Genomic DNA, 24,120 nt, shown 5'->3' with positions numbered 1-24,120 from the left:
CTGCGAGTCGGGTTGACCGTGGCATAGGCCGAGGCCGGCGGGCCTTCCAGCGGCAGAGCGTGGTGATCGGTGACCACCACATCGATACCGGCCGTCTTAAGCCTTGCGATACGCGGCTCATCAGAGCTGCCACAGTCCGCGGTGACCACCAGGCTCGGTGCGGGCGCAAGCGCAAGCGTACGCTCCACCAACGGCAGGCTGATACCGTAGCCGTCATTGATGCGATGGCCGATCAGGCTGTGCAGACGGCTTTCCGGCACGCCGAACAGCTCATTTAGGGTACGCCGAATCACTACATGGGAAGTAATACCGTCAACATCGTAGTCGGTCAGAATGCCGATCGATTCGCCATCGACCACTGCTCGAGCGATGCGTTCGGCGGCGCGCCGAGCATCGCGGAGTTTTTCAGGGTGCACCAGATGGCGCAGGCTCGGTGAGACCAGCGGAGCCAGCTCGCCGTCGTAGCCCTCCAGACGACCAGCCAGCACCCGCGCCTGAAGTGGTGTCAGCCCTTCTGCCAGGGCGCGGGCTTCTATTCCGGCATCCCGGGAACGCGGCTCTAACCGGGGCGTCAGTGCATCAGGGCGCTCAGCCACAGGCACGCTTTCTGGCACACTTACCGACGCAAGATGTTCCACCCTTCTCCCCTACTTTCTTTCCTACCTTCCTACGTTATAGCGACGCTGCTCGACAACCGTTAGCGACGCTGCTCGGCCACAAACTGCTGCACAGCGGCAAGCTCGGCGGGCAGCACAGTGTAGCGCTCTTCACGCTCCAGCAGATCTTCCATGTGTGGCGGCAACGGCACGCCGGGGAAGCCGGCCTTAACCACCGCTTCGGCAAACTTTGCTGGGTGCGCAGTGGCCAGTGTCACCATCGGTACAGTGTTGTTACCGCGCTGCTCTTGAGCGGCGCGATAGCCGGTGGCGGTATGCGGGTCCAGGATTTCCTGGGTGTGAGAGTGTGCCTCACGGATGGTTTCCAGAATGGTGCTGTCATCCACGCTGTGGCTGGCGAACATCTCACGCAGCTTGGCCAGGGGCGCATCGGCCAGAGCTGCTGGCTCCTGCTGGAAGCGCTCCAATAATGCATCCACGGCCTTGCCATCGCGGTCATAGGCTTCAAACAACAAGCGCTCGAAGTTGGACGACACCACGATATCCATGGATGGCGCCAGAGTGGCGATCAGCTCCTGCTTGGAGAAGTCGTTGCCTGCCAACGTGCGGTGCAGGATATCGTTGGCGTTGGTGGCAATCACGAAACGCTCCACTGGCAGTCCCATGCGGAAAGCCATGAACCCGGCAAAGACGTTGCCGAAGTTGGCCGACGGCACGCAGAAGCTGACCTTGCGGTGCGGTGCGCCCAGCGCCACAGCCGAGGCGACGTAGTAGACAATCTGGGCCATGATGCGCGCCCAGTTGATCGAGTTCACCGCCACCAGCCGCGTGCCGTTGAGGAAGTCCTGGTTAGCAAAGCTGGCCTTGACCATGGCTTGGGCGTCGTCGAAGTTGCCCTCGATAGCGACGTTGAAGACGTTATCCGCCAACACTGTCGTCATCTGGCGGCGCTGCACTTCTGAAACGCGGTTATGCGGGTGCAGAATGAAGATGTCGAGGTTGTCGCAGTGACGGCAACCTTCGATGGCCGCCGAGCCGGTATCGCCGGAAGTGGCGCCCATGATCACCGCACGTTCGCCGCGCTTGCTGAGGAAGTGATCAAGAATCCGCCCCAGCAGCTGCAGGGCGATGTCCTTGAAGGCCAGTGTCGGGCCGTGAAATAGCTCAAGCAGGAAGTGGTTGCTGTCGAGCTGGTTCAGCGGCACCACCGCTTCGTGGCTGAAGGTGGCGTAGGCGTCAGTCACCAGATCACGAAAGGTCTCATCGTCAATTTCACCGCCCACATAGGGCTGCATGACTCGAAAGGCAATCTCGGCATAGGACAGCCCAGCCATTCCGGCCAGGTCGTCGGCGGACAGCTGCGGCACGCTTTCCGGCACATAGAGGCCCCCGTCGCTGGCCATGCCGGTAAGCACGACTTCCTCAAAGCTCAACGCGGGCGCCTTCCCGCGGGTGCTGATATAACGCATGTTTTATTCCTGCTCGTCCAGAGACTCGACGCGAATACGGGTCACATCACCGGCAATATCGACCATGGCCTCGATGCGGCGGATCGCTTCATTCATGTTCTTTTCGCGGGTGCGGTGGGTCATCAGGATGATTGGCACCAGCTCACCTTCAGTGGACTCTTTCTGGATCAGCGCCTCAATCGAGATGCCCTCTTCAGCCAGTATCGTCGCCACCCTGGCCAGTACACCGGGCCGGTCAACGGCCAGCAGCCGCAGATAGTAAGCGGTGGTGATGTCTTCCATGCTCAGAATCACCGGCTGATCGGTGTCTTCCCCCACGCCGCTGAATGCCAGATAGGGCACCCGGTAGTGATGATCGGTGTTGATATTGCGGGCCACATCCAACAGATCCGCCACGATTGCCGACGCGGTAGGTTCAGCACCAGCGCCTGCGCCATAATACAGCGTGGGGCCAACTGCATCGCCCATCACGGCAATCGCGTTTTTGACACCGTGCACGTTGGCCAGCAGCCGCTGCTTGGGAATCAGCGTGGGGTGAACGCGCAGCTCAAGCCCATCCTCTGTGCGCTTGGAAATCCCCAGGTGCTTGATGATGTAGCCCAGGTTATCGGCCTGCTCCACGTCATCGGCGGTGATCCTGGAAATGCCTTCGGTATACGCCTTATCAAACTGCAACGGCACACCGAAGGCGATCGAGGCCAGAATGGTCAGCTTGTGCGCGGCGTCGATGCCTTCGACATCGAACGTCGGATCTGCTTCGGCATAGCCCAGTGCCTGGGCCTCGGCCAGCACGTCCTCGAAGGCGCGCCCTTCATCACGCATATGGGTCAGGATGAAATTACCGGTGCCGTTGATGATGCCCGCCAGCCACTCAATACGGTTAGCACCCAGGCCCTCACGCAGCGCTTTGATGATGGGAATACCACCAGCTACTGCGGCTTCGAAAGCCACAATCACGCCCTTGTCGTGGGCTGCCTGGAATATTTCGTTGCCATGGACGGCAATCAGCGCCTTGTTAGCGGTCACCACGTGCTTGCCATTCTCGATGGCGGCCATGACTAGCTCATAGGCGGTGTCGTAACCACCGATCAGCTCAACCACCACGTCAACGTTCGGGTTGGTCGCCACGTCGAAGATATCTCGCGTGGAATTTACCCCGGTAATGTCGCATTCAGGGTTGGGAGTGCGATACGCCACCTGCTCGATGACAATCGGCCGGCCCGCACGGCGCGCAATTTCGTTGGCATTGCGTGTCAGCACGTTGAACGTACCGCCGCCGACGGTGCCCAGACCACAGATTCCTACTCTAACCGGTTTCAATGTTCTATCCCCTGTTGAATGGCAGTTGTGATATCACCGTTATTCAGTATCGAGTTCAAGCATCCCAGCCAGGCGTTCAGCCGGCACGTAGCCTGGCACCATACGCCCACTAGGCAGAACGATGGCAGGCGTACCTTGTACTCCCAGCTCTATACCCAGATGATACTGCTCCTCGACCGGATTGTCGCAGCTTGCATCACTCTCAATGCTGTCACCACGTTTGATGGCAGACATCGCTTCGCTACGGTTGTCAGCGCACCAGACCTGCTGAAGCTCACGCGCTCCCGGAGACTTCATGCCGCCCCGCGGAAACGCGAGGTAATCAACCTGAATGCCCATTTCATTCAGCTTGGGCACTTCTTCGTGCAGCTTGGTGCAGTAGGGGCAGGTGGTATCGGTAAAGATGGTCAGGGTGGCCTTGGGCTCTGCGATGCCACGGAAGATGACGCGCTGCTCCTCATCAATCTCAGCCAGGCGGCGCGCCCGCTCACCATCGCGCTTCTGCTCGGTCAGGTTAACCATGCCGTCAGCGGTGTTCTCGAACAAGTCACCCACCAGTAAATAACGCCCTTCGGCGGTGGTGTAAAAGGTGTCACCGGTTTCCAGACGCACTTCAAATAGGCCGTCTATCGGCGCCTGTGTGACTTCGTCTATCGGCAGGCTACGCCCATCAATGGTGAGGGTCTCGGCCAGAGTCTCTTCAGGGCTGGCAGATGCGGTGACGGGCAAGGCCAGCGCGACGGCCAACAGACTGAATGCCATTGGGCGAAATATCAGTTTCATCAATCAACCTCTTGGGTGATGGTCAGCATGCAGGGCCTCAAGCCGGGCCTGTGCGACGTGAGTATAAATCTGTGTGGTCGACAGGTCGCTGTGACCCAGCAACATCTGTACGACTCGCAGGTTAGCGCCGTGGTTCAGAAGGTGCGTAGCAAAAGCATGCCTAAGCGTATGCGGCGACAGAGGCCGCTGGATATTGGCCGCCAGCGCATGAGCCTTGATGCGGTACCAGAACGCCTGTCGCGTCATGCAGGCATCATGACGGCCAGGAAATAGCGCCGGACGGCTCCTGTCGCTCATCAGCGATGCCCGGCTGTGTCGTATGTAGCGTTCCAGCCAGTGCACGGCTTCTTCACCCAACGGTACCAGCCGCTCCTTGCCACCCTTGCCGCTGACCCGAACCACGCCCTGGCGCAGATTCAGCGCATCCGTGGTCAGCCCGACCAGCTCGGAGACACGCAGCCCGGCACCGTACAACACTTCTAGCATGGCCCGGTCACGCAGCCCCAGGTCGGTGGAGAGATCGGGCGCCGCTAGCAGCCGCTCAACTTCATCTTCTTCCAGAGTGTCGGGCAGCGAAGAGCGAACCCGCGGCAGCTTGACGTCGGCAACGGGATCATGATCCATATGCCCCTCAAGCAGCGCCCAGCGATAAAAGCCGCGCAGGCTAGACACCAGACGCGCATTGCTGCGCAGCTGATAGCCGGCCTCGCGACGTTGATCAAGCCAGCTCATCAGTGTCGTGGCGCCAGGCGCGAGAAGGTGCTCAGCGTTTTGTTCAAGATGCTGGCACCAAGCCATGAGATCACGCCGATAGGCGGCTAGTGTATTGTCACTGGCACCCAGCTCGAGCCACTGGGTGTCGAGAAAGGCATCGAGCAGCGTTTGGGAATCATGCGCCATCATCACCGGCTCCACGCGGGTACCCAATATACGAAAACCCCGCCTCGCAGCGGCGGAGACGGGGTTTCATCGGCGAGTTGGGGCTCAGGCCCTCTCACCATAGTCCGGAGGCGGCTTGCCTCAGGACAGCTTTTCCTTGATGCGCGCCGACTTACCGCTGCGCTCACGGAGGTAGTACAGCTTGGCCTGACGAACGTCACCGCGACGCTTGACGCTGATGGAGTCAACCTGCGGACTGTAAGTCTGGAAGGTACGCTCAACACCAACACCGTGGGACACTTTGCGCACGGTGAAAGCGGAGTTCAGTCCGCGGTTACGCTTACCGATCACCACACCTTCGAAGGCCTGCAGACGCTCGCGGGTGCCTTCCTTGACCTTGACCTGAACGATCACGGTATCGCCGGGGGCAAACGCCGGTATTTCTTTGCTCATTTGCTCGGCTTCGATCGCCTGGATCACTTTGTTCTTGCTACTCATGACATAACTCCTTGAAAATTTATCTGAAACACCGGTATGGATTGATCGGCATTTCGTGATCCCGGCGCTCGAAAGCGCGGGAGTCCGGTTGCTGACGCAGAGCGAGTTGGTCTATACCGCTTTGCTCTGCACCTCCGCCCCTGACTTCTGCGATCGTTTGCTGCAAGGCAGGGCGTCCACCTTGCTGATTTATGACGTCAGCTTCTTGCCTTCAGCTTCGGCCTTAATCCTGGTCTTGCTGGCACTCTTCTTCGAGCTCTTGCCTGAATTCTGCCAACAACGTCTGCTGCTCTTTGGTCAACGCCCGCCCTTTCAGTAAATCGGGGCGGCGCTGCCAGGTACGACCCAGCGACTGTTTGAGCCGCCAGCGGCGAATCTCGCCATGGTGGCCACTGAGCAACACGTCCGGCACCTGACGGCCATCGATTTCCTCTGGCCGCGTATAGTGCGGGCAGTCCAGCAACCCATCATTGAAGGAGTCCTCCACAGCAGAATCCTGGTGGCCCAGCACGCCGGGAACCAATCTTGCCGCTGCATCGATCAGCACCATGGCCGGCAGCTCACCGCCGCTCAGCACATAGTCTCCGATAGAACACTCTTCATCGATGTCCGTTTCTACCACCCGCTCATCGATGCCTTCATAGCGCCCGGCCACAACAATCAATGGCGGTCCTGCGACCAACTCCTGCACCCGCTGCTGGTCCAGCCTGCGCCCCTGCGGCGAAAGATAGATCACCCAGGGCCGCTCTCCGCTCACCTGCTGTGCCCGCTGCCGCGCATCGTGAATTGCTAAGCGTAACGTATCTACTTTCATCAGCATGCCCGGGCCGCCGCCGTAAGGCCGGTCGTCCACAGTGCGATGACGATCCGTGGCATAGTCTCTGGGGTTCCAGAACTCCAGTGACAACAGGCCTCGCTCTACCGCTCTTCCCGTCACGCCCTGATGCGTCAGCGCATCGAACATTTCAGGAAATAGCGACACAACACCTACCCACAATGACGGTTTCACTGACGGTACTGCTGAACTCAAAATTCGGGATCCCAGTCTACGGTCATGACACCCGCGTCAAGATCCACTTCACGGACCACATCACCATACAGATAAGGCAACAAGCGCTCGCGGCTCTCATCCCCTTGCTGCGGACTACCCTTCACCACCAGCACATCATTAGCACCGGTTTCAAAGAGGTTGTCGACATGGCCTAGCACGATGCCGTCAAGCGTAACCACCTTCAGACCGATCAACTGATGCCAGTAAAAATCATCCGCATCGTCGAGTTCAGGCAGCGCGGTCTTGGGCAGCAGAATTTCCGCACCCGCCAGCGCCTCGGCCTGCTCACGGCCTTCAACACCATCGAGCAGCGCCACTAGCCCTTTACCATGCGGCCGCCCTTGAGCCAGCCGATAGCTGCGCAGCTTGCCATCATGACGCAGCATCCAAGCGTCATAGTCCAGAATGCCTTGCATGGGGCTGGTGTAGGAATACACCTTGAGCCAACCTTTGACACCGTAGGGGCTGGTCAACTTGCCCAGCACCACGTGGTCATCACTTGCTGGCTTCTGCGTCTGACTCATTGGCATCACGCCTGCTTGCGCGCTTCCTTGACCAACTCGCTGACACGGTCAGAGAGCTGGGCACCCTGTTCCTGCCAGTGTGTGATGCGATCAAGGTCGACGCGCAGGCGCTCTTCCTGACCACGAGCCACCGGGTTAAAGAAACCCAGACGCTCAATGAAACGGCCATCGCGTGACTTGCGTGAATCGGTCACGGTCAGATGGTAGAAGGGACGCTTCTTGGCGCCACCACGTGCCAGACGAATGGTAACCATGCGTTGACTGTCCTTCGTTGGAGATTGAAATGTTGCGCTACAAGCAGTGCCTGCAGCCGCTGATCATGATGACGAAAGACTCGCCATCGCAATATCGGGTCACAGCAAACGGGCCAAAAGTCACTCCGCCAGCCATGAGGAGGCAGCATTCTACGGAAATCTTCCCGACTTGGGAAGCTTTTGACGGCGACCGCCCTGCTGCTGCCGCCAAATCTGTCTTCCAGAGCGCTGAAAAAAGGCCAATCAGCGCCCCGGGAAGCTGCCCGGACCGCCGGGGCCACCCGGCCCACGACCACCCATCATACCGGACATGCCGCGCATCATATTCTGCATGCCGCCTTTTTTGCCGGCCTTTTTCATCATTTTCTGCATCTGCTTGTGCTGCTTGAGCAGGCGGTTCAGGTCGGGAATCTGCAGCCCCGCACCGGCGGCGATACGACGCTTACGCGAGCCGTTGATAATCTCCGGGCGACGGCGCTCATGCAGCGTCATTGAGTTGATCAGTGCCTCGAGCTTACCCATCTCCTTTTCTGGCCCAGGGCCTTGGGCTAACTCGGCCATCTGACCCATGCCAGGCAACTTGCTGAGCATGCCGCCCATACCACCCATCTTCTTGAGCTGCTGCAGCTGCTCGCGGAAGTCTTCAAGATCAAAACCGCCTTTCTTGACTTTCTTGGCGAGCTTTGCGGCCTTGCCCTTGTCAACGGTACGCTCGGCTTCCTCGATCAGCGATAGCATGTCGCCCATGCCGAGGATACGCGAGGCCACACGCTCCGGGTGGAACGGCTCCAGGGCATCGACCTTCTCGCCAACCCCCATAAACTTGATTGGCTTGCCGGTGATGTGGCGCACCGAAAGCGCAGCACCACCACGCGCATCACCGTCCGTCTTGGTCAGGATCACACCGGTCAGCGGCAGCGCCTCGCTGAACGCCTTGGCCGTATTGGCGGCGTCCTGGCCGGTCATGGAGTCCACCACAAACAGCGTCTCAGACGGCGTAGCGGCTTCGTGGAGCGCCTTGATCTCCGCCATCATGGCTTCATCTACGGCAAGACGACCGGCGGTGTCGATCAACAGCACATCGTGGAACTGGATATTGGCATGTTTGATCGCGGCCTTGGCGATATCTACCGGCTTCTGATCGCTGCGCGACGGAAAAAAGTCAACGCTGACTTCTTTGGCCAGGGTTTCGAGCTGGTCGATGGCTGCCGGGCGATACACGTCCGCTGACACCACCAACACTTTTTTCTTTTCGCGCTCGCGCAGATAACGCGCCAGTTTGGCAATGGACGTCGTCTTACCAGCGCCCTGCAGACCAGCCACCAGCACCACCGCCGGCGAGCCTTTGAGGGAAAGACCCTCGTTGGCTTCGCCCATGGTCGTCTCAAGCTCCTGCTGGACGATCTTGACGAACTGTTGACCCGGCGAGAGGCTTTTTGACACCTCTTGGCCGACGGCGCGCTCACGCACTCGTTCAATGAAGTCCTTGACCACCGGCAAGGCAACATCGGCCTCCAGCAGCGCCCGGCGCACTTCACGCAGGGTTTCTTTGACGTTGTCTTCGGTCAGGCGCGCCTGACCACGGATCGACTTGAGCGTTTGCCCCAGACGATCACTCAGATTCTGAAACATGGGCCTCTCCAAAATAACGATGCCAACATAACGATGGCCGGGAACCCTCCAGCTGCAACCCTGACACCTGTTGGTCGCCCTCTGTGGGCCGGGCATGTGAACCCGTGCAAGACCCGTGCAAGAAAAGGTTGCTCTGGATTGTCCTGTAAATGGTGACGGATTATACGCTTTGTGACAGCGAGTCTCCATGCCAACACCCACCAACGGGTCACCTGTGCGGGGCGGCAGTGATTCGGTATAGTATTGTCTTCTCGATTTCAGTGGCGCCATTGGTTGGCGCCGACCCACGGACAGGCAGGCAAACGATGCATGCGCTCCCCTTGGCCCTGATGGCCATTTTCATGTACCTCGCAGGCGCCACCTGGCAGGGGCTCAGTCTGGCAGGACGGGCAACGCCTAAGCCGGCACTGGTCCGCAGCTTCGGCCTCTTGGGCCTGCTCTTTCATCTGCCCTTGGCCATCAGCTTACTGTCCCATGGCGACTCCCTGCTGCCCGGCCTGTCTACCAGCGTGGTGCTGGCCAGTGGCGTTGCCGTTGCCACGTTACTGGTTGTCAGCCTGTTCAAACCCGTACTCAGCATCTCGGCTTTTTTGTTTCCTATTGCCGGCCTCGCCCTCCTGCTGGCTGCCGGACTGCCGAGCCATGAGCGCGGCACTGACATGGCAACCGGTATGACACCTGGCATCGCCCTGCATGCACTAAGCTCTGCCATGGCCTTTGCAGTACTTGGCATTGCCGCCATCCAGGCGGTGCTGCTTGGCTTCCAGAATCATGCCCTGCGTCATCACCGCCTGAGCGGACTGGCCAAGTCGCTGCCACCACTGACCACCATGGAACGCATCCTTTTCGAGCTGATCTGGATCAGCATGGTTCTGCTGACGCTCTCGGTTGCCAGCGGCTTTGTATTTCTCAACAACATGTTCGCTCAGCACCTGGCCCACAAGACCGCTCTGTCGCTGATTGCCTGGTGCATCCTTGCGTGCCTGCTGGCGGGGCACCACTGGCTTGGCTGGCGGGGCATGCGTGCCGTACGCTGGACGCTGGTCGGCTATGTCGTGCTGCTAGTGGCCTACTTTGGCAGCAAGTTTGTCCTCGAGATCCTGCTTGGCCGTGGCTAACCTCACTCTTGACAGCCCGCCGGGCAGCCCCTACAACACGAATCTGATACGCATAAAGGATATCCTGTCTTGAGCGATAACTTTCCACTGGGATTGCTGCTCAGCCTGTTGCTGTTACTCATCTGTCTTTCCGCCTTCTTCTCGAGCTCCGAGACAGGAATGATGTCGCTCAACCGCTATCGGCTGAGCCATCGGGCGAGCAGCGGCGAAAGCAGTGCCCAGCGTGTCATGCGCCTGCTCAGCCGCCCCGACCGATTGATTGGCGTTATCCTGATTGGTAACAACTTCGTCAATAACCTGGCTGCCTCAATTGCCACCATCATCGCTATCCACTTTTTCGGTGAAGTTAGCGGGCCGGTCATCTCCACCTCACTGCTGACCATCATCGTGCTGATCTTTGCCGAGGTCACACCCAAGACTTATGCGGCCATCAAGCCAGAGCGCATCGCCTATCCGGCCTCGCTGATTCTCGAGCCGCTGCTCAAGGTGCTGTACCCCCTGGTATGGGTCGTCAACATCATTTCCAACGGCTTGCTGCGCCTGCTGGGCGTAAAAACACTGGAAAATCGCAGCGACGAACTGACCCGCGAAGAGCTACGCACCGTTGTGCATGAGGCCGGCCCGCTAATACCCAGTCGCCACCAGGCCATGCTGGTCTCGATTCTCGACCTGGAAAATGTCACGGTGAACGACATCATGGTGCCGCGCCATGAAGTGGCTGGCATCGACCTTGATAACGACCTAGAGACCATTTTGGCGCAGGTTCGCACTAGCCAGCACACGCGCTTACCGGTGTTCAAAGGCGATATCAACAACATCATCGGCATGCTGCATATGCGCAATGCAGCACGCTTCCTGACCAAGCAGGAAATCACTAAAGCCGCTATTGTGCAGGAAGCGCGTGAGCCTTATTTCATCCCCGAATCAACGCCACTGCACACCCAGCTACTCAACTTCCAGAAACAGAAGCGCCGCATCGGCATCGTGGTGGATGAGTATGGTGACGTGGAAGGTCTGGTTACGCTTGAGGATATTCTTGAAGAAATTGTCGGCGAGTTCACCACCGATGTGGCCGACCAGGATCGCGACGTGCATCCCCAGGTCGATGGCAGCCAGCTGATTGAAGGCACTGCCAGCATTCGCGAGGTCAACAAGGCGCTGGGCTGGGACCTGCCCACCGACGGCCCCAAGACGATGAATGGCCTGATTCTTGAGCACCTTGAGTCATTTCCCGTCGGCCCTACCTGCCTGCAAATTGGCGAGGTGCGCATGGAAATCCTCGAAATTCGCGGCAACCTAATTACCACCGCACGCTGCTGGCTGGCGTGAGCAGCGTCACGGCTTGGGCGGGGTGATCCAGCCGTCGGCCTCCTGCTTGAGCGCCCGCACCCGCGCCTCTGCGTGGCCGCTGGTCGCCGCCTCCGGTGCGATTGGCTCTCCGAAGTGACGCACTACCCTGGCACGAAAACGCCGTGGCCACTTGCTCAGCGCCGGACCGCCCTTGTTCGACGTCCAGGAACCCCACAGGCCCGATAGGCCAGCAGGTACCACCGGCACAGGATTGCGTGCCAGTATGATGTCTAGACCACGGCGGAAGCGCTGAACCTCACCGTCAGGCGTCAGGCGCCCTTCAGGAAACACCATCACGACTTCACCCTGCGACAGCGCCACACTGACGTCATCCAGCGCTCTTCGCAGGCTGCCCGTGTCCCTGCGCTCAGTATCCACAGGAATGGCACCGACCAGCCGGAACAGCCAGTTCATCCAGCGGTTGTCATAGATCGGTTTGTCCATCAGGAAGCGCAAAGGGCGCGGGCTGGCTCCACCAATCACCAGCGCATCAACAAAGCTGACATGGTTGCAGATAACAATCGCCGGCCCGCTGACCGGCAGGTGCTGGCTGCCACTGAAGCGCAGCCGATACAGTACGCGGGTGATCAGGTAAACCATACAACGCACCATGCGCCGGGGAAGGATACGCACGGACGCAGAGTGCTCTGTCATGCGACTCTTGCTGTTGTTCTCGCTTGTTATCATGGCCGATCAACACGCAGCCCGTTCAGCATTGTCGTCAGTAGCTGCTCAAGCAGCTCTTTTACTTCCAGTGGCTCACTCTGCCAGTACCCTAGGCGCTCATTGAGGCCCAGCTGCACCAGGCCATGCACGCTTCCCCACAGGGTCCGGGCCAGTCGTCGGGCCTCCGCCTCGCCAAGGTTGGGCTGATATTCTTTCAGGCTGCCTTCCACTCGCAGGAAAAGCCCTTCAATCATGTCGCTTTGGCGACGATCCAGCTCGCCTTCCTGGGCCAGCGGATAATCAAACAACAGCTGCCAGCGGTAAGCGTCTGAACGCGCAAACTGCCAATAAGCCATGGCCAACTCTTTTAGCCGCGCCTCAGGGCTGGGCTCATCCAGCAGCGGCGCGACAGCCTGGTGCAGTCGCGCCAACGTTTCTAGGTTGACGTGCTGCAGCAGGTTGCCAAAGCTGCCATACAGCTTGAGCAGCGTGCTCGGCGCGCAGCCAACTTCACGCGCAAGAAAGCGCAGCGACAGCTTGTGCACCGGCTGAGTGTCTAACCAAGCGGCACTTGCTGCCATCACCTGGGCATGCAGCGCCTCAGGAGCGTGTTGTCTGGGACGAGCCATTGGAATCCTCACGGACGAGTGGTGCTCGATTTCGAACACTGTTCTACTAGCATATCGTCTCTGCCGCTCAGCGCAAGCCCTGTCGCCTGACGCTTCCCTCATTTCACGCTGACGGGTACGCTGTTGCACCAATGCGGAGGACACATGGCCGGCAGACTTTACATACCCCCTTTCGATCTTAATTCGCTGTTACCTGATCTGTGGCAGCCGCAAGAAGCCATCGTCAGCCCCAACATGGCACCCCGTCGCCCTGTCTCAATAATCCGGCAGGAAGGCGGGCGACTCTCCCTGGTCAATGCCTTCTGGGGGCTGACGCCGCCCTGGCTGAAAGTGCTCGATCACGCACCACACTGTGCCAGGGCCGAGACGCTCGACCAGCGCGCCATGTTTCGCGATGCTTTTGCTGCCAGACGCTGCCTGGTGCCGGTGGGCGGTATTTATGTGTGGCAATCACGCGGCGGCAGCAAGCAGCCGTATCTAGTGACCCGTGCAGACCGCGGCCCGCTGCTGCTGGCCGGTATCTGGTGTCGCTTCCATACCAGCTTGACCGAGCACAATGACTCCATGGCGCTGATCACTGTTCCGGCCAACTCGCTGTTGTCAGCACTTACCGACCGCTTACCGGGTATTATTGATCATCGCGATGCGCTGACCTGGCTGGCGCCTGCCACCCCAAAGCAGCAACTGGAAGCGCTGCTGAAGCCAGCCCCCGGGGAACTCCTGGGCGCTTTTCCGGTATCTAGACAAGTCAATGACCCTCGTCATCAGTCAGCTGCCTGCGCCTATCCTGTCGGCCCCATGCAGCGCCTGACCACATCGTGAAGGAGACACAATGTCGTCGCCCCGCCGTTTCGTGATATTCCGCTTCGCCCCTGTGGCAGCCGCCGTGTTTGGCAGTCTGCTGACCGGGATGATTGCGATTGCCGTTGCTGAGACTGAACCAAGTCAGGTCCCTGCCAACGAGGCTGAATCCGCCAGCATCGACACTACGATGCACCCCAAGGTCAGCCCCAATGACACCCGCGACTACCGCGCCATGACCTTGGACAACGGCCTGACTGTGCTGCTGGTCAGCGACCCGGAGGCCGACAAAGCTGCCGTATCGCTTAACGTGGAGGTTGGCAGCGCCCAAGACCCAGCTGACCTGAACGGCCTGGCCCACTACCTTGAGCACATGCTATTCCTTGGCACCGAGCCTTATCCCGAGGCCGACGCCTACCAGGGCTACCTGTCCCAGCATGGCGGCCAGCACAACGCCTTTACCGCTAGCCGCAACACCAACTATTTTTTCTCTATCGAGCCAGACGCCCTGGCTGGCGCATTGAGCCGCTTCAGCCGCTTCTTTGTCAGCCCGCTGTTCAATGCCGACCGGCTGGAAAGTGAGCGCCAGGTGGTGCACTCAGAGTATGTCGCACGTATGCGTGACGAGAGCCGTCGGCACAACTCGGTGCTGGGTGAGTTGCTGAACCCTGAGCACCCTGTGACTAACTTCTCGGTAGGTAATCAGCAAACCCTGGCTGACCGACCAGAGGGCGAGCCCAGCCTGCGTGAACGCGTTATCGACTTCTACGAGCAGCACTATGGCCCTAGCGTCATGCAGCTGACCGTGGTAGCCCCCCAGCCCATAGAAGTGCTTGAGGATCTGGTCACCAGCGACTTTTCTGACCTGCCAGCCCGGGGCCTTGAAGTGCCGGTAATTGATGCCGAACTGGTTGAGCAAAGCCGCCTGCCCGCCGCCGCCAAGCTCCAGTCGTTACGCGACGAACGCAGCCTCAGCTTCTACTTCCCAATACCCGACCCGAGCAACAACTACCAGCACAAGTCGGCCAGCTACATTGCCAGCCTGCTGGGCCATGAAGGCAAAGGCAGCCTACTCAGCGTGCTGCGCGATGCCGGCTGGGCCAACGGCCTATCGGCAGGCATTGGTTATAGCGATGGCAACAACGCCCTGCTGGCTATCAATATCAGCCTAACGCCAGAAGGTGCCGAAGAAATTGAACGCATCCAGGCCTCGTTGTTTGCCACCATCGAGCTGATTCGCAACCAGGGCATCAACGACTGGCGCTATGACGAGCAGGCCAGCCTGAACGAACAGGCTTTCCGTTTTCAACAGCACGGCAGCGCGCTGCAATCGGCCATGCGGTTGTCCATGGGGCTTGCCGAGTATCCGCTTGAAGACGTGCTCTACGCTCCCTACCGCATGGATGGCCTGGAACAGCAGCAGGTGGCCGACTGGCTCGCACTGGCCAGCCCTGACACCATGCTTCGGCTGTTCAGCGGGCCGGACGTGGAAGGCGAGCAGACCACTCCCTGGTTTGACACGCCTTGGGCTCCCGTTGACCCATCACAGGGTGATGCCCAACCACTGCCGGGCCTCGAGCTGCCGGAGCCTAACCCTTACATCGCCAACGATCTAACAGTGCTCGATGGCACGCAAGCCACGCCGATACAGTTCATTGACACGCCCTACGCCAGCGCCTGGCACCTGCCGGACAATAGCTTCGGCACACCCAAGACAGAATGGCGCCTGAGCCTGCAAAACCCTGACAGCAACAGCGATGCACGCCAGGCGGTGCTGGCGCAGCTACTGGCCGGCTGGCTAAACGACAGTCTGAACGATGAGCTCTACCCGGCACGGCTGGCCGGCCAAAGCGCCAATGCCTATGCCCATGGCCGCGGCATCACGCTGAGCTTTTCTGGCTGGCGTGACGGTCAGGCCCCGCTGATGCAGCGCATCATCGATCAGCTGCAGACGGCCGACATTGACTCCCAGAGCATGGAACGTGTGCTCGACAACCTGCAGCGCAGCTGGCGCAACGCGCCGCGCAATACGCTCTATTCCCAGGCAAACGCGACGCTAGGCGAGGCGCTGATCGAGTCCCAGTGGTCAAGCTCAGCCCTGCTGAATGCCAGCGAAAATATTGGTCTGCAAGATCTGGAAGACTTCCGCGCCAGCTTCCTCAACCAGCTGTATCTGGAGGCCATGGTTGTCGGCAATATCGATACCCGCGGCGCGACTGACACCGCGGAACTGCTGATCGGCAGCCTGTCGCCCAGTGTCACCGCAGATACTATCCCCGAGCTGACTCCACTTCAGGCAAGCCAGAGTTTGGCGCGCCTGACGCCGGATTCAGAGCGTGACGAATCGCTGGTCTTGCGATACCTGCAAGGGCCAGACCGCTCGATTGCCAGCCAGGCAACGCTGATGTTGATTGGCCAAATACTGGAGACGCCCTTCTATCAGCAGCTACGCACAGAGCAGCAGCTTGGCTATGTAGTCAACGCCAGCTACCAGCCGCTGCTCTCCGCGCCAGGCATCAGCCTTCTGGTGCAGTCGCCCGACACGCCAAGCACCACCATTGATGAGCGCATGGACGCGGTGATCGTCGCCTTCAGCGAACAGCTGGAAAGCCTCGATGAAGAAGCACTGGCGCCGTGGAAAACAGCGGTTCGCAAAAACCTACTGCAGCGCGACACCTCACTTTCCGGCAAGGCCAACCGCCTGTGGTACGCCCTGGCCATGGAGGATACCGACTTCGACCGCCACGAACGGCTGGCCGAGCAGGTGAACCAGACCAGCCCCGATGACATCCGCAGCGCCTGGCAGACCCTGCTGGAAAGCCCCAGCGTGACAATCACCCACGATCCCGGTGACAGCGCAACGGATATCATGGCGCTCAAGACACAGCTGAAAGCGCTGCCGGAACAAGCAACTGAAAAATGATGCTCCGGGGTTGCCGAACCCACTGAAGACGCCCCAGGTGCCCATTGCGCCTTGGGGCGATTCAACCAGCAGATAAAACCAGTCTGACCAGGAAGCAAGGGGGGGGCCAAACAAAAAAACGGCCACCAAGCTGATTCGCTAAGTGACCGTTCTACATGTCTTTTTTTGGCGCGCCCGGCAGGATTCGAACCTGCGACCCCTGCCTTCGGAGGGCAGTACTCTATCCAGCTGAGCTACGGGCGCGCACAGCTTGCGGCGAATGCCTGATCAAGCGAGCGCTATCCTACCTTGCAGCTACTCGAGTGTCCATAAGCGGATTTTACCTGCCTACATGAGGCTCGCTATTTTCCAGCCGCCTGTGATGGCGGTATACTTGTCGTCATCTTGAATCTTGCACCGTAAAACAATGCGTCATGATGTCGACCGTGACCTAGTCTACAAGACCGTCAAAGAGGTGGTGATAGTGAAATCCAGCAAGCTGATCATCGGGTGTGTAGCCGCCCTCGCCCTGGGCGCCGGCGCTGCAGTCGCTCAGGAGAATGCCGAAGACGCGGCTATCGCAAAGCGCCTGGCACCCGTCGGTGAACTTTGCCTGCAGGGCGAGGATTGTGGCAGTGCCGCGGCGGCGCCAGCAGTTGCCAGCAGCTCGTCGGGTGGCAGCGCCGATGGCCAAGCCATTTATAACAGCGTGTGCATGGTGTGTCACGATGCCGGTGTCGCCGGTGCGCCTATTCACGGGGATGAAGCCGCCTGGGCTGATCGCGTGACCAAAGGCTTTGACACCCTGCTGGATCACTCCGTCAACGGTTTCAATGCCATGCCTGCACGTGGCGGCAATCCTAACCTCAGCGACGAAGAGATGCTGGCGGCAACCAAGTACATGCTTGAACCGGTAATGGACGTACCTGCCGATGAAGCACCAGCCGCTGACGATGCTTCTGAGGACGCGGCTGCCGACGAGGCAGCAGCAGATGATGACGCAGCTACAGCTGAAGGCGAAGAGCAAGTCGCCGCCACTGATAGCAGCGGCAATACGGATACCGCACAGCAGGATAAAGCACAGCAGGATGAAGCACAGCAGGAAGCCGCTCAGGACAGTTCCGAGACAGCGGCCGCTACCGAAGTCGCAGCCGCTGAAGAGCCAGTTGGCGCAGACCTGCCTGGCGCCAGCAAGATCACCGTCTGTGTGGCCTGCCATGGTCAGGACGGCCACGGCACAGCCCCAATCTACCCCAACCTTGCGGGGCAGAATGCCACTTACCTGGAAAGCTCCATGAAGGCCTACCGTGCCGGCGAGCGTGCAGGCGGCATGTCATCCGTCATGACACCAATGGCTGCGAGCCTGTCTGACGAAGACATCGTTGATATTGCAGAGTATTACAGCCAGCAGCCGCGTTAAATACACCAAGTTTCATTCAGCATGCTGAACTGGCCCCAGATATCTCCCCGGTATCTGGGGCCTGACTTTTTACAACGGCTACACGCCATTCACTGCAGCGGCTACCCCAGCAACGAGCGCAGCCCGTCAATAGCACTCTTACCGCGCGCCTGCTTGCGCTCTGGGTCTTCCCGGTCGGCGCGGCCTTCCCACTCCAGCAGCTCATCGGGCAGCTCATCGAGAAAACGGCTTGGGGTGCAGTCCATCAGCTCGCCGTAAGTCTTGCGCTGGCGGGCCAGCGTCAGGGTCAATGTCTGACGCGCCCGGGTGATGCCCACATAGGCCAGACGACGCTCTTCTTCCACCGTGCCTGACTCAATCGCATTACGGTGTGGCAGCAGCTCTTCCTCCAGACCCATGAGGTACACATGAGGGAACTCCAGCCCTTTTGAGGCGTGCATGGTCAACAGCTGCACCCGATCGGAGTCGTCCTCCTCGGCCTGCTGCTCAAGAATATCGCGCAGCACCAGCCGCGAGATCGCCGCGTCCACGCTGTCGGTTTCAGTGTCACCGCTTTCCGTACTTTCTTCCGGGTCGCGCTGCATAGACTTTTCCAGCTGGTCGATCAAAATCCACACGTTGGCCATACGCCGCTCGGCGATGGTCGGGGCGCTGGCGTTCTGGTACAGCCACGCCTCGTAATCCATGTCGTGCATCATCTGACGAATCGCTGCCATGGCATCGTTCTGATCCATGCGCTGGCGTACGCCGTCAATAAAGTGAGTAAAACGCCCCAGCCGGTCGACTGCCCGGGTGGGCAGCTGTTCGGCCAGGCCCAACTCATGACAGGCGGCAAACAGCGAACTGCCACGTTCGCTGGCATAGTTGGCCAGCTTCTCCAGGGTGCCCGGGCCAATCTCGCGGCGCGGTACGTTAACGATGCGCAGAAAGGCGTTATCGTCGGCCGGGTTGATCAGTAACCGCAGGTAGGCCATGGCGTCCTTGATCTCGTTGCGCGAGAAAAACGAGGTACCGCCAGAGAGCTTGTAGGGAATCTGGTAATGCTGCAGCTTGAGTTCCAGCAGCCGCGCCTGAAAATTGCCGCGATACAGCACCGCGAAGTCACGCCAGGCGGCTTTTTCCTTGATGCGCCGTGTCAGGATCTCACTGGCCACCCGCTCGGTCTCGGCTTCTTCATGGCGATTAACCACCACACGGATCGGATCACCTTCGCCTTTGTCGGACCACAGCGTCTTGTCGTAAACGTGGGGGTTGTTGCTGATGAGCGCGTTAGCGGCACGCAGGATGGTGCCGGTGGAGCGGTAGTTCTGCTCCAGCTTGATGACCTTGAGGCTCGGAAAATCCTCACCCAGGGTGACCAGGTTCTCGGGCCGCGCGCCGCGCCAGGCGTAGATCGACTGGTCGTCATCGCCCACCACGGTAAAGGTCCGACGCTCGGCCATCAGCATGCGCACCAGCATGTACTGGCTGATGTTGGTGTCCTGGTACTCATCCACCAGCATGTAGTGGATCTTACGCCGCCAGCGGGCCAGCGCCTCCGGATCGTCGCGCAGCAACACCACCGGCAGCAGGATCAGGTCGTCAAAGTCCACCGCGTTGTAGGCCTTGAGATGGCGCACGTAGGCCTCGTAGACCCGGGCAGCAAACAGCTCGTCGTCATCGGCGGCGTGGGACAGCGCCTGACCGGGCAGCACCAGGTCGTTCTTCCAGTTGGAAATCACCGACTGCACCCGGTTGATCTGGTCGGCATCAATCTGGGCGTCTTTATTCATCAAGTCGCGCAGCAACGCCTTGGCGTCTTCCGGATCAAACAGCGAAAAACCCGATTTATAGCCCAGCGCTTTGAGTTCACCACGAATGATGTTGAGGCCCAGCGTATGGAAGGTGGAGACGGTCAGGCCGTGGCCTTCTCGGCCCTGCAACATCTTGCCGACCCGCTCCTTCATCTCGCGGGCGGCCTTGTTGGTAAAGGTTACGGCGGCAATGCGCCGGGCGCTCATGCCACACTCCTGCACCAGGTAGGCGATCTTGGTGGTAATCACGCTGGTCTTGCCCGATCCCGCCCCGGCCAGCACCAGGCAAGGCCCGTCAATGGCCTTGACCGCCTCACGCTGGCTCGGGTTCAGCGTGGCCAGCCGGCGGCTGATGCTGAGTGTCATGAAGGATTCCTGCGAAATGTCATTAAAGGCTCTCCTCGCTCGGCAACACAGCGCCTGCGAAATCAAACTGACGCCAGGCCTCATACACCACCACCGCGCAGGCATTAGACAGATTCAGGCTGCGGCTATCAGCCAACATCGGTAAGCGCAGACGCTGAGCCTGTGGCAGTGCATTGATCATCGCCAGCGGCAGGCCGCGGGTTTCGGGGCCAAACACCAGCGCATCGCCTTCACGGTAAGCGGGCTCATGATAGCCAGTGCATCCGCGCGTGGTGACAGCAAACACCCGGCACGGTGCCACAGCTTCAAGAAATGCCGGCCAGTCAAGGTGCACACGCACCCTGGCCCACTCATGATAATCGAGCCCGGCGCGCCGTAGGCGTTTGTCGTCAAGCACAAAGCCCAGCGGCTCGATCAGGTGCAACCGAAAGCCGGTATTGGCGCACAATCGGATCAAGTTACCGGTATTGGGCGGAATTTCGGGCTGATAGAGGACGATATCAAGCATGGCGGCGGCCGACGCACAGCCAGGCTCTACAATTAGTAACGGATAACGCGGCCATTCACGCCTGCACGCCATAGCGCTCGCGATAGGCACGAATCGCATCGCCATGGCCTTGCATCTCGGCACCGGCTTGAGTGTCGAGATATTCGAGCACCATATCCAGGCTGACGATGCTGATCACTGGCATACCATAGGTGGCTGCAACCTGCTGAATGGCGCTGCGCGGATCGCTCTCGTCACCGCCACGTTCCTGGCGGTCCAGCGCCACCACCACACCGGCGGCGCTGGCATCAGCCGCCTCAATCAGCCGCATGACGTCACGAATCGCCGTGCCGGCAGTGATGACGTCATCGATGATCAGGATACGTCCGGCCAACTCGGCACCGACGATATTGCCGCCTTCGCCGTGAGTCTTGGCCTCCTTGCGGTTGAACGCATAAGGCATATCGCGCTCATGATGATCCGCCAAGGCAACGGCAGTGGTTGCCGCCAGCGGAATGCCTTTGTAGGCTGGTCCGAACAGCACGTCGGCCTCGGGACCACGCTCAACGATTGCTTGGGCATAGAAGCGGCCCAGCTGAGCCAGCGCCCGACCACTGCGAAACAGGCCGGCATTAAAGAAATAAGGACTCACACGACCTGACTTGAGGGTAAACTCACCAAAGCGCAACACCCCCTGCTCAATGGCGAACTCAATGAACGCTTGCTGGTAGGGTTGCAGGGATGCTGACTGCTGCGGTTTCGCCACGAAGCCTCCTGACATTATTTCATCCTATCACTTTTATTGACTAACGCCATTTACCCAAATGTCGTAACGTCGGGTATCATACACCCGCGACGCAACAGGGACTATGTATGAAAATCGCCACTATTAATGTCAACGGCATCCGCGAAGCGGTTGGCCGAGGCTTTCTCGACTGGCTAGCCAACCAGGATGCTGACGTTGTATGCGTTCAGAACCTCAAGGCCAAAAGTTTCGAACTCGACGACAGTATCCTGTACCCGGAAGGCTACGAGGGCTATTTCCTCGACGCCGAACAGGACGGCTTCTCGGGCGTCGGACTTTACTGCCGCAAGATCCCCAAAGCCATCATGTACGGGCTGGGCTTTCCCCAATGCGACCACGAAGCGCGCTTTCTGCAGGCCGACTACGACCGCTTCAGTATCGTCAGTTTCTTGATGCCTGATAACAGCGACCCCGAGGCCAAGCAGGCCTTCATGACGCAGTACCAGGAATACCTCAGCAAGATGGCACGCAAACGGCGCGAGTATATTCTGTGCGGCACCTGGCACATCGCCCACAAGACCATCGACCTGGCCAACTGGTCTGACAACCAGTACACCAGCGGCTTTAAGTCGGAAGAACGCGCTTGGATGGACCAGGTGCTCGGCCCCATCGGCTTCATCGACACCTTCCGAGAAATCAACCGCGACGCGGGTGAATACACCTGGTGGCCGCTGCTGGATCAGGACAGGCCGCGTGAACGCCAAGAAGGCTGGCGCATGGACTATCAGCTGGTTGGCCCTGAATTCCGCCGCCACATAACAGACGCCTGGATCGACTACGACGCCACCTTCTCTGAATATGCACCGCTGATCGTCGAGTACGACTTAACCCTGTAACGCCCAACGAAACGCTCAGCCCGATGCGTCCCTGTCGCTAAAACGCCGGCCCACAATCGCCGGCGTTTGCATTGGTCGGCAGAATTACCTCAGCTGCGCATCCCCAGCGACTCGCGCTGATGCTCGAACAGCTCAACCCCGGCCTTCTCGGCCAGGTCGAGCATGGTATTGAGCTCATCGCGGCTGTAGGTACCCGACTCCGCCGTGCCCTGCACCTCGATCAACCCGCCGTTGCCGGCCATGACCACGTTGAGATCAGTGCCCGCTTTGCTGTCCTCGGGATAGTCCAGATCCGTGACCGCCAAACCACGATACAGCCCCACCGACACCGAGCTGATCAGCTGCACGAAAGGATCGCCTGAGATCAGCTTCTCACGCTGCAGATAGCGCACTGCATCCATCAGCGCCACGCAGCCGCCGGTAATCGACGCCGTGCGCGTGCCGCCATCGGCCTGAATCACATCACAGTCGATAGTAATGGTGTGCTCGCCAAGTTTCTTGAGGTTCACCGCTGCACGCAGCGAACGGCCAATCAGGCGCTGGATCTCCAGCGTGCGGCCACCCTGCTTGCCCCGCGACGCTTCGCGGCCGCTGCGGGTATGGGTGGCGCGCGGCAGCATACCGTATTCCGCTGTCACCCAGCCCTGCTTTTTGCCACGCAACCAGCGCGGCACGCCAACCTCGACGCTGGCGGTGCATAGCACCTTGGTGTCACCAAACTCCACCAGCACCGAGCCTTCGGCATGGCGGGTGAAGTCACGGGTCAAACGAATCTCGCGTAGCTGGTCGGGGGCACGTCCGCTAGGACGCCGAATGTCCGAAGACATGGCACCTCTCTTGAAAGTCAGGTCAATGAATGGAGCGCTTGCTGGGTTCAGCAAGAGTCGCATGGTGGCTATTCTACACGGTCTGGCCCGGGAATCGTTTAGACTGGGCCGATTATGCAGAGTGCTAACTCGACACTCTGTGATGCTTAACCCAGTCCAGGAGACAATCCCATGATTCACAGCATGACCGCCTTCTCACGCCAGCAACACGCCGCCAACTGGGGCACGCTGCAGCTGGAGCTGCGTTCGGTCAACCAGCGTTACCTTGAGCCTAGCTTCCGCCTGCCAGAGACTCTGCGCGACCTGGAGCCGCACTTCCGCGAAGCCCTGCGCCAGCGGCTCTCCCGCGGCAAAATCGAGTGCACCCTGCGCTTCACGCCAGCCGACAACGCCGAAACCCTCAGCATCAACCACCCGCGGCTGGACGCCTTGGCCACCGCGCTATACGACGTGCGTGAACGTCTGCCAGAGGCTGCCATGCCTGACGCCCTGGCCCTGCTTGGCCACCCCGGCGTACTCGACGCCAGCGGTCCTGATTTAGACAGCGTCAAGGCTGACGCCAAAGTACTACTCAATACCGCGCTGGACGACCTGATCGCCGGACGCGCCCGCGAAGGCGAGCGCTTGGCCGAGCTGATTCATCAGCGCCTGACCGGTGTGCGTGAGCAGGTTGCCGAAGTGCGCCGCCTGCTGCCTGGCCTGCTGGAGCGCCAGCGCACGCTGCTGCTTGAGCGCCTGGAAACCGCCAAGGCCGAGCTCGACCCCCAGCGCCTGGAAGCTGAACTCGTACTACAGGCCCAGAAGGCCGACGTGGCCGAAGAACTCGACCGCCTCGATACCCACGTCGCCGAAGTAGAACGTCAGCTCACCCAGCAAGGCCCAGCAGGCCGACGTCTCGACTTTTTGATGCAGGAACTCAACCGCGAAGCCAACACCCTCTCGTCAAAGTCCATCGTCGCCGAAGAAACCCGCTGCGCCGTGGAGCTCAAGGTGCTGATCGAGCAGATGAGAGAGCAAATTCAGAATATTGAGTAAGGCTCTTCGACGTTAAGCGTGAAATTTACGACCAGAATGGCATCAGGGTGTACCTCTC

Annotated in this window: 23 protein-coding genes and 1 tRNA gene; 7 read left to right on the top strand and 17 right to left on the bottom strand. The window is 59.8% G+C overall.

Annotated elements, in window-relative coordinates; translation table 11 throughout:
- The 10 genes from ACTH3D_RS02545 to ffh form a co-directional block, all read right to left on the bottom strand.
- Positions 1-602, bottom strand: a 602-nt coding sequence (locus tag ACTH3D_RS02545) for a DHH family phosphoesterase (protein ID WP_441664926.1), incomplete at its 3' end; no start/stop codon positions are given.
- Between the two features lie 95 nt (positions 603-697).
- On the bottom strand, positions 698-2,086 hold the full coding sequence (gene thrC, locus ACTH3D_RS02540; RefSeq protein ID WP_441664920.1) for a threonine synthase: 1,389 nt from the start codon (positions 2,084-2,086) through the stop codon (positions 698-700).
- A 3-nt stretch (positions 2,087-2,089) separates the two neighbouring features.
- Complete coding sequence (locus ACTH3D_RS02535) at positions 2,090-3,406, bottom strand: homoserine dehydrogenase (RefSeq protein WP_441664918.1); 1,317 nt, start codon at positions 3,404-3,406, stop codon at positions 2,090-2,092.
- Between the two features lie 39 nt (positions 3,407-3,445).
- Positions 3,446-4,189 (bottom strand): DsbC family protein, encoded by a 744-nt coding sequence (locus tag ACTH3D_RS02530; protein WP_441664916.1) that lies wholly within the window; start codon positions 4,187-4,189, stop codon positions 3,446-3,448.
- 3 nt (positions 4,190-4,192) lie between these two features.
- The gene (gene xerD / locus ACTH3D_RS02525; RefSeq protein WP_441664924.1) at positions 4,193-5,089 is read right to left on the bottom strand and encodes a site-specific tyrosine recombinase XerD; all 897 of its coding nucleotides are present in this window, start codon (positions 5,087-5,089) and stop codon (positions 4,193-4,195) included.
- A gap of 120 nt (positions 5,090-5,209) precedes the next feature.
- Positions 5,210-5,566, bottom strand: a complete 357-nt coding sequence (gene rplS, locus ACTH3D_RS02520; protein WP_441664914.1) for a 50S ribosomal protein L19 — start codon at positions 5,564-5,566, stop codon at positions 5,210-5,212.
- A 223-nt stretch (positions 5,567-5,789) separates the two neighbouring features.
- Positions 5,790-6,563: a tRNA (guanosine(37)-N1)-methyltransferase TrmD gene (gene trmD, locus ACTH3D_RS02515; protein WP_441664922.1), complete on the bottom strand. Its 774-nt coding sequence runs from the start codon at positions 6,561-6,563 to the stop codon at positions 5,790-5,792.
- 29 nt (positions 6,564-6,592) lie between these two features.
- Positions 6,593-7,141, bottom strand: coding sequence for a ribosome maturation factor RimM (gene rimM / locus ACTH3D_RS02510; RefSeq protein ID WP_441664912.1), 549 nt, complete (start codon positions 7,139-7,141; stop codon positions 6,593-6,595).
- A gap of 5 nt (positions 7,142-7,146) precedes the next feature.
- Entirely contained in the window at positions 7,147-7,395 is a 249-nt protein-coding gene (gene rpsP, locus ACTH3D_RS02505; protein ID WP_441664910.1) for a 30S ribosomal protein S16, read from the bottom strand.
- 243 nt (positions 7,396-7,638) lie between these two features.
- On the bottom strand, positions 7,639-9,027 hold the full coding sequence (gene ffh, locus ACTH3D_RS02500) for a signal recognition particle protein (protein ID WP_441664908.1): 1,389 nt from the start codon (positions 9,025-9,027) through the stop codon (positions 7,639-7,641).
- 305 nt (positions 9,028-9,332) lie between these two features.
- On the opposite strand from ffh, the gene ACTH3D_RS02495 reads away from it, so the two are divergent.
- Together ACTH3D_RS02495 and ACTH3D_RS02490 are read left to right on the top strand one after the other, a co-directional pair.
- On the top strand, positions 9,333-10,145 hold the full coding sequence (locus tag ACTH3D_RS02495; RefSeq protein WP_441664906.1) for a cytochrome C assembly family protein: 813 nt from the start codon (positions 9,333-9,335) through the stop codon (positions 10,143-10,145).
- Positions 10,146-10,214: 69 nt separating this feature from the next.
- Entirely contained in the window at positions 10,215-11,474 is a 1,260-nt protein-coding gene (locus ACTH3D_RS02490) for an HlyC/CorC family transporter (RefSeq protein WP_441664904.1), read from the top strand.
- Between the two features lie 6 nt (positions 11,475-11,480).
- On the opposite strand, the gene ACTH3D_RS02485 is transcribed toward ACTH3D_RS02490, so the two are convergent.
- Together ACTH3D_RS02485 and ACTH3D_RS02480 are read right to left on the bottom strand one after the other, a co-directional pair.
- Positions 11,481-12,149, bottom strand: a complete 669-nt coding sequence (locus tag ACTH3D_RS02485) for a 1-acyl-sn-glycerol-3-phosphate acyltransferase (protein WP_441664902.1) — start codon at positions 12,147-12,149, stop codon at positions 11,481-11,483.
- A 29-nt stretch (positions 12,150-12,178) separates the two neighbouring features.
- Positions 12,179-12,790, bottom strand: coding sequence for a TetR/AcrR family transcriptional regulator (locus ACTH3D_RS02480; protein WP_441664900.1), 612 nt, complete (start codon positions 12,788-12,790; stop codon positions 12,179-12,181).
- 144 nt (positions 12,791-12,934) lie between these two features.
- Between ACTH3D_RS02480 and ACTH3D_RS02475 the strand changes: the two genes are divergently transcribed.
- Together ACTH3D_RS02475 and ACTH3D_RS02470 are read left to right on the top strand one after the other, a co-directional pair.
- Positions 12,935-13,612 carry an SOS response-associated peptidase gene (locus ACTH3D_RS02475; protein WP_441664898.1) on the top strand — a complete coding sequence of 226 codons (678 nt, stop codon included), beginning with the start codon at positions 12,935-12,937 and terminating at the stop codon, positions 13,610-13,612.
- A gap of 10 nt (positions 13,613-13,622) precedes the next feature.
- Positions 13,623-16,514, top strand: coding sequence for an insulinase family protein (locus ACTH3D_RS02470; protein ID WP_441664896.1), 2,892 nt, complete (start codon positions 13,623-13,625; stop codon positions 16,512-16,514).
- Between the two features lie 166 nt (positions 16,515-16,680).
- On the opposite strand, the gene ACTH3D_RS02465 is transcribed toward ACTH3D_RS02470, so the two are convergent.
- Positions 16,681-16,757: transfer RNA gene (locus ACTH3D_RS02465), tRNA-Arg, on the bottom strand.
- Positions 16,758-16,920: 163 nt separating this feature from the next.
- Here ACTH3D_RS02465 and ACTH3D_RS02460 point away from each other — a divergent pair.
- Positions 16,921-17,913, top strand: a complete 993-nt coding sequence (locus tag ACTH3D_RS02460) for a c-type cytochrome (protein WP_441664894.1) — start codon at positions 16,921-16,923, stop codon at positions 17,911-17,913.
- Positions 17,914-18,014: 101 nt separating this feature from the next.
- On the opposite strand, the gene rep is transcribed toward ACTH3D_RS02460, so the two are convergent.
- Genes rep through pyrE form a run of 3 tightly spaced genes read right to left on the bottom strand, consistent with a single transcriptional unit; the run spans position 18,015 to position 21,325 of the window.
- Positions 18,015-20,072, bottom strand: a complete 2,058-nt coding sequence (rep, locus tag ACTH3D_RS02455) for a DNA helicase Rep (protein ID WP_441664892.1) — start codon at positions 20,070-20,072, stop codon at positions 18,015-18,017.
- Positions 20,073-20,094: 22 nt separating this feature from the next.
- The gene (trmL, locus tag ACTH3D_RS02450; RefSeq protein ID WP_441664890.1) at positions 20,095-20,580 is read right to left on the bottom strand and encodes a tRNA (uridine(34)/cytosine(34)/5-carboxymethylaminomethyluridine(34)-2'-O)-methyltransferase TrmL; all 486 of its coding nucleotides are present in this window, start codon (positions 20,578-20,580) and stop codon (positions 20,095-20,097) included.
- 55 nt (positions 20,581-20,635) lie between these two features.
- Positions 20,636-21,325 carry an orotate phosphoribosyltransferase gene (pyrE, locus tag ACTH3D_RS02445; RefSeq protein WP_441664888.1) on the bottom strand — a complete coding sequence of 230 codons (690 nt, stop codon included), beginning with the start codon at positions 21,323-21,325 and terminating at the stop codon, positions 20,636-20,638.
- Between the two features lie 107 nt (positions 21,326-21,432).
- Here pyrE and ACTH3D_RS02440 point away from each other — a divergent pair, with 107 nt between their 5' ends.
- Positions 21,433-22,200: an exodeoxyribonuclease III gene (locus tag ACTH3D_RS02440; protein WP_441664886.1), complete on the top strand. Its 768-nt coding sequence runs from the start codon at positions 21,433-21,435 to the stop codon at positions 22,198-22,200.
- Positions 22,201-22,289: 89 nt separating this feature from the next.
- Here the strand turns inward: ACTH3D_RS02440 and rph are convergent, their stop codons facing one another.
- On the bottom strand, positions 22,290-23,027 hold the full coding sequence (rph, locus tag ACTH3D_RS02435; protein WP_441664884.1) for a ribonuclease PH: 738 nt from the start codon (positions 23,025-23,027) through the stop codon (positions 22,290-22,292).
- Positions 23,028-23,198: 171 nt separating this feature from the next.
- Here rph and ACTH3D_RS02430 point away from each other — a divergent pair, with 171 nt between their 5' ends.
- Complete coding sequence (locus tag ACTH3D_RS02430; protein WP_441664882.1) at positions 23,199-24,062, top strand: YicC/YloC family endoribonuclease; 864 nt, start codon at positions 23,199-23,201, stop codon at positions 24,060-24,062.
- Positions 24,063-24,120 lie beyond the last annotated feature (58 nt).

Source organism: Halomonas sp. (genome assembly GCF_052095765.1).
GTDB lineage: Bacteria > Pseudomonadota > Gammaproteobacteria > Pseudomonadales > Halomonadaceae > Halomonas.
Note: the sequence above shows the minus strand (reverse complement) of the source record. Positions and strands in the feature narration are given on the sequence as shown.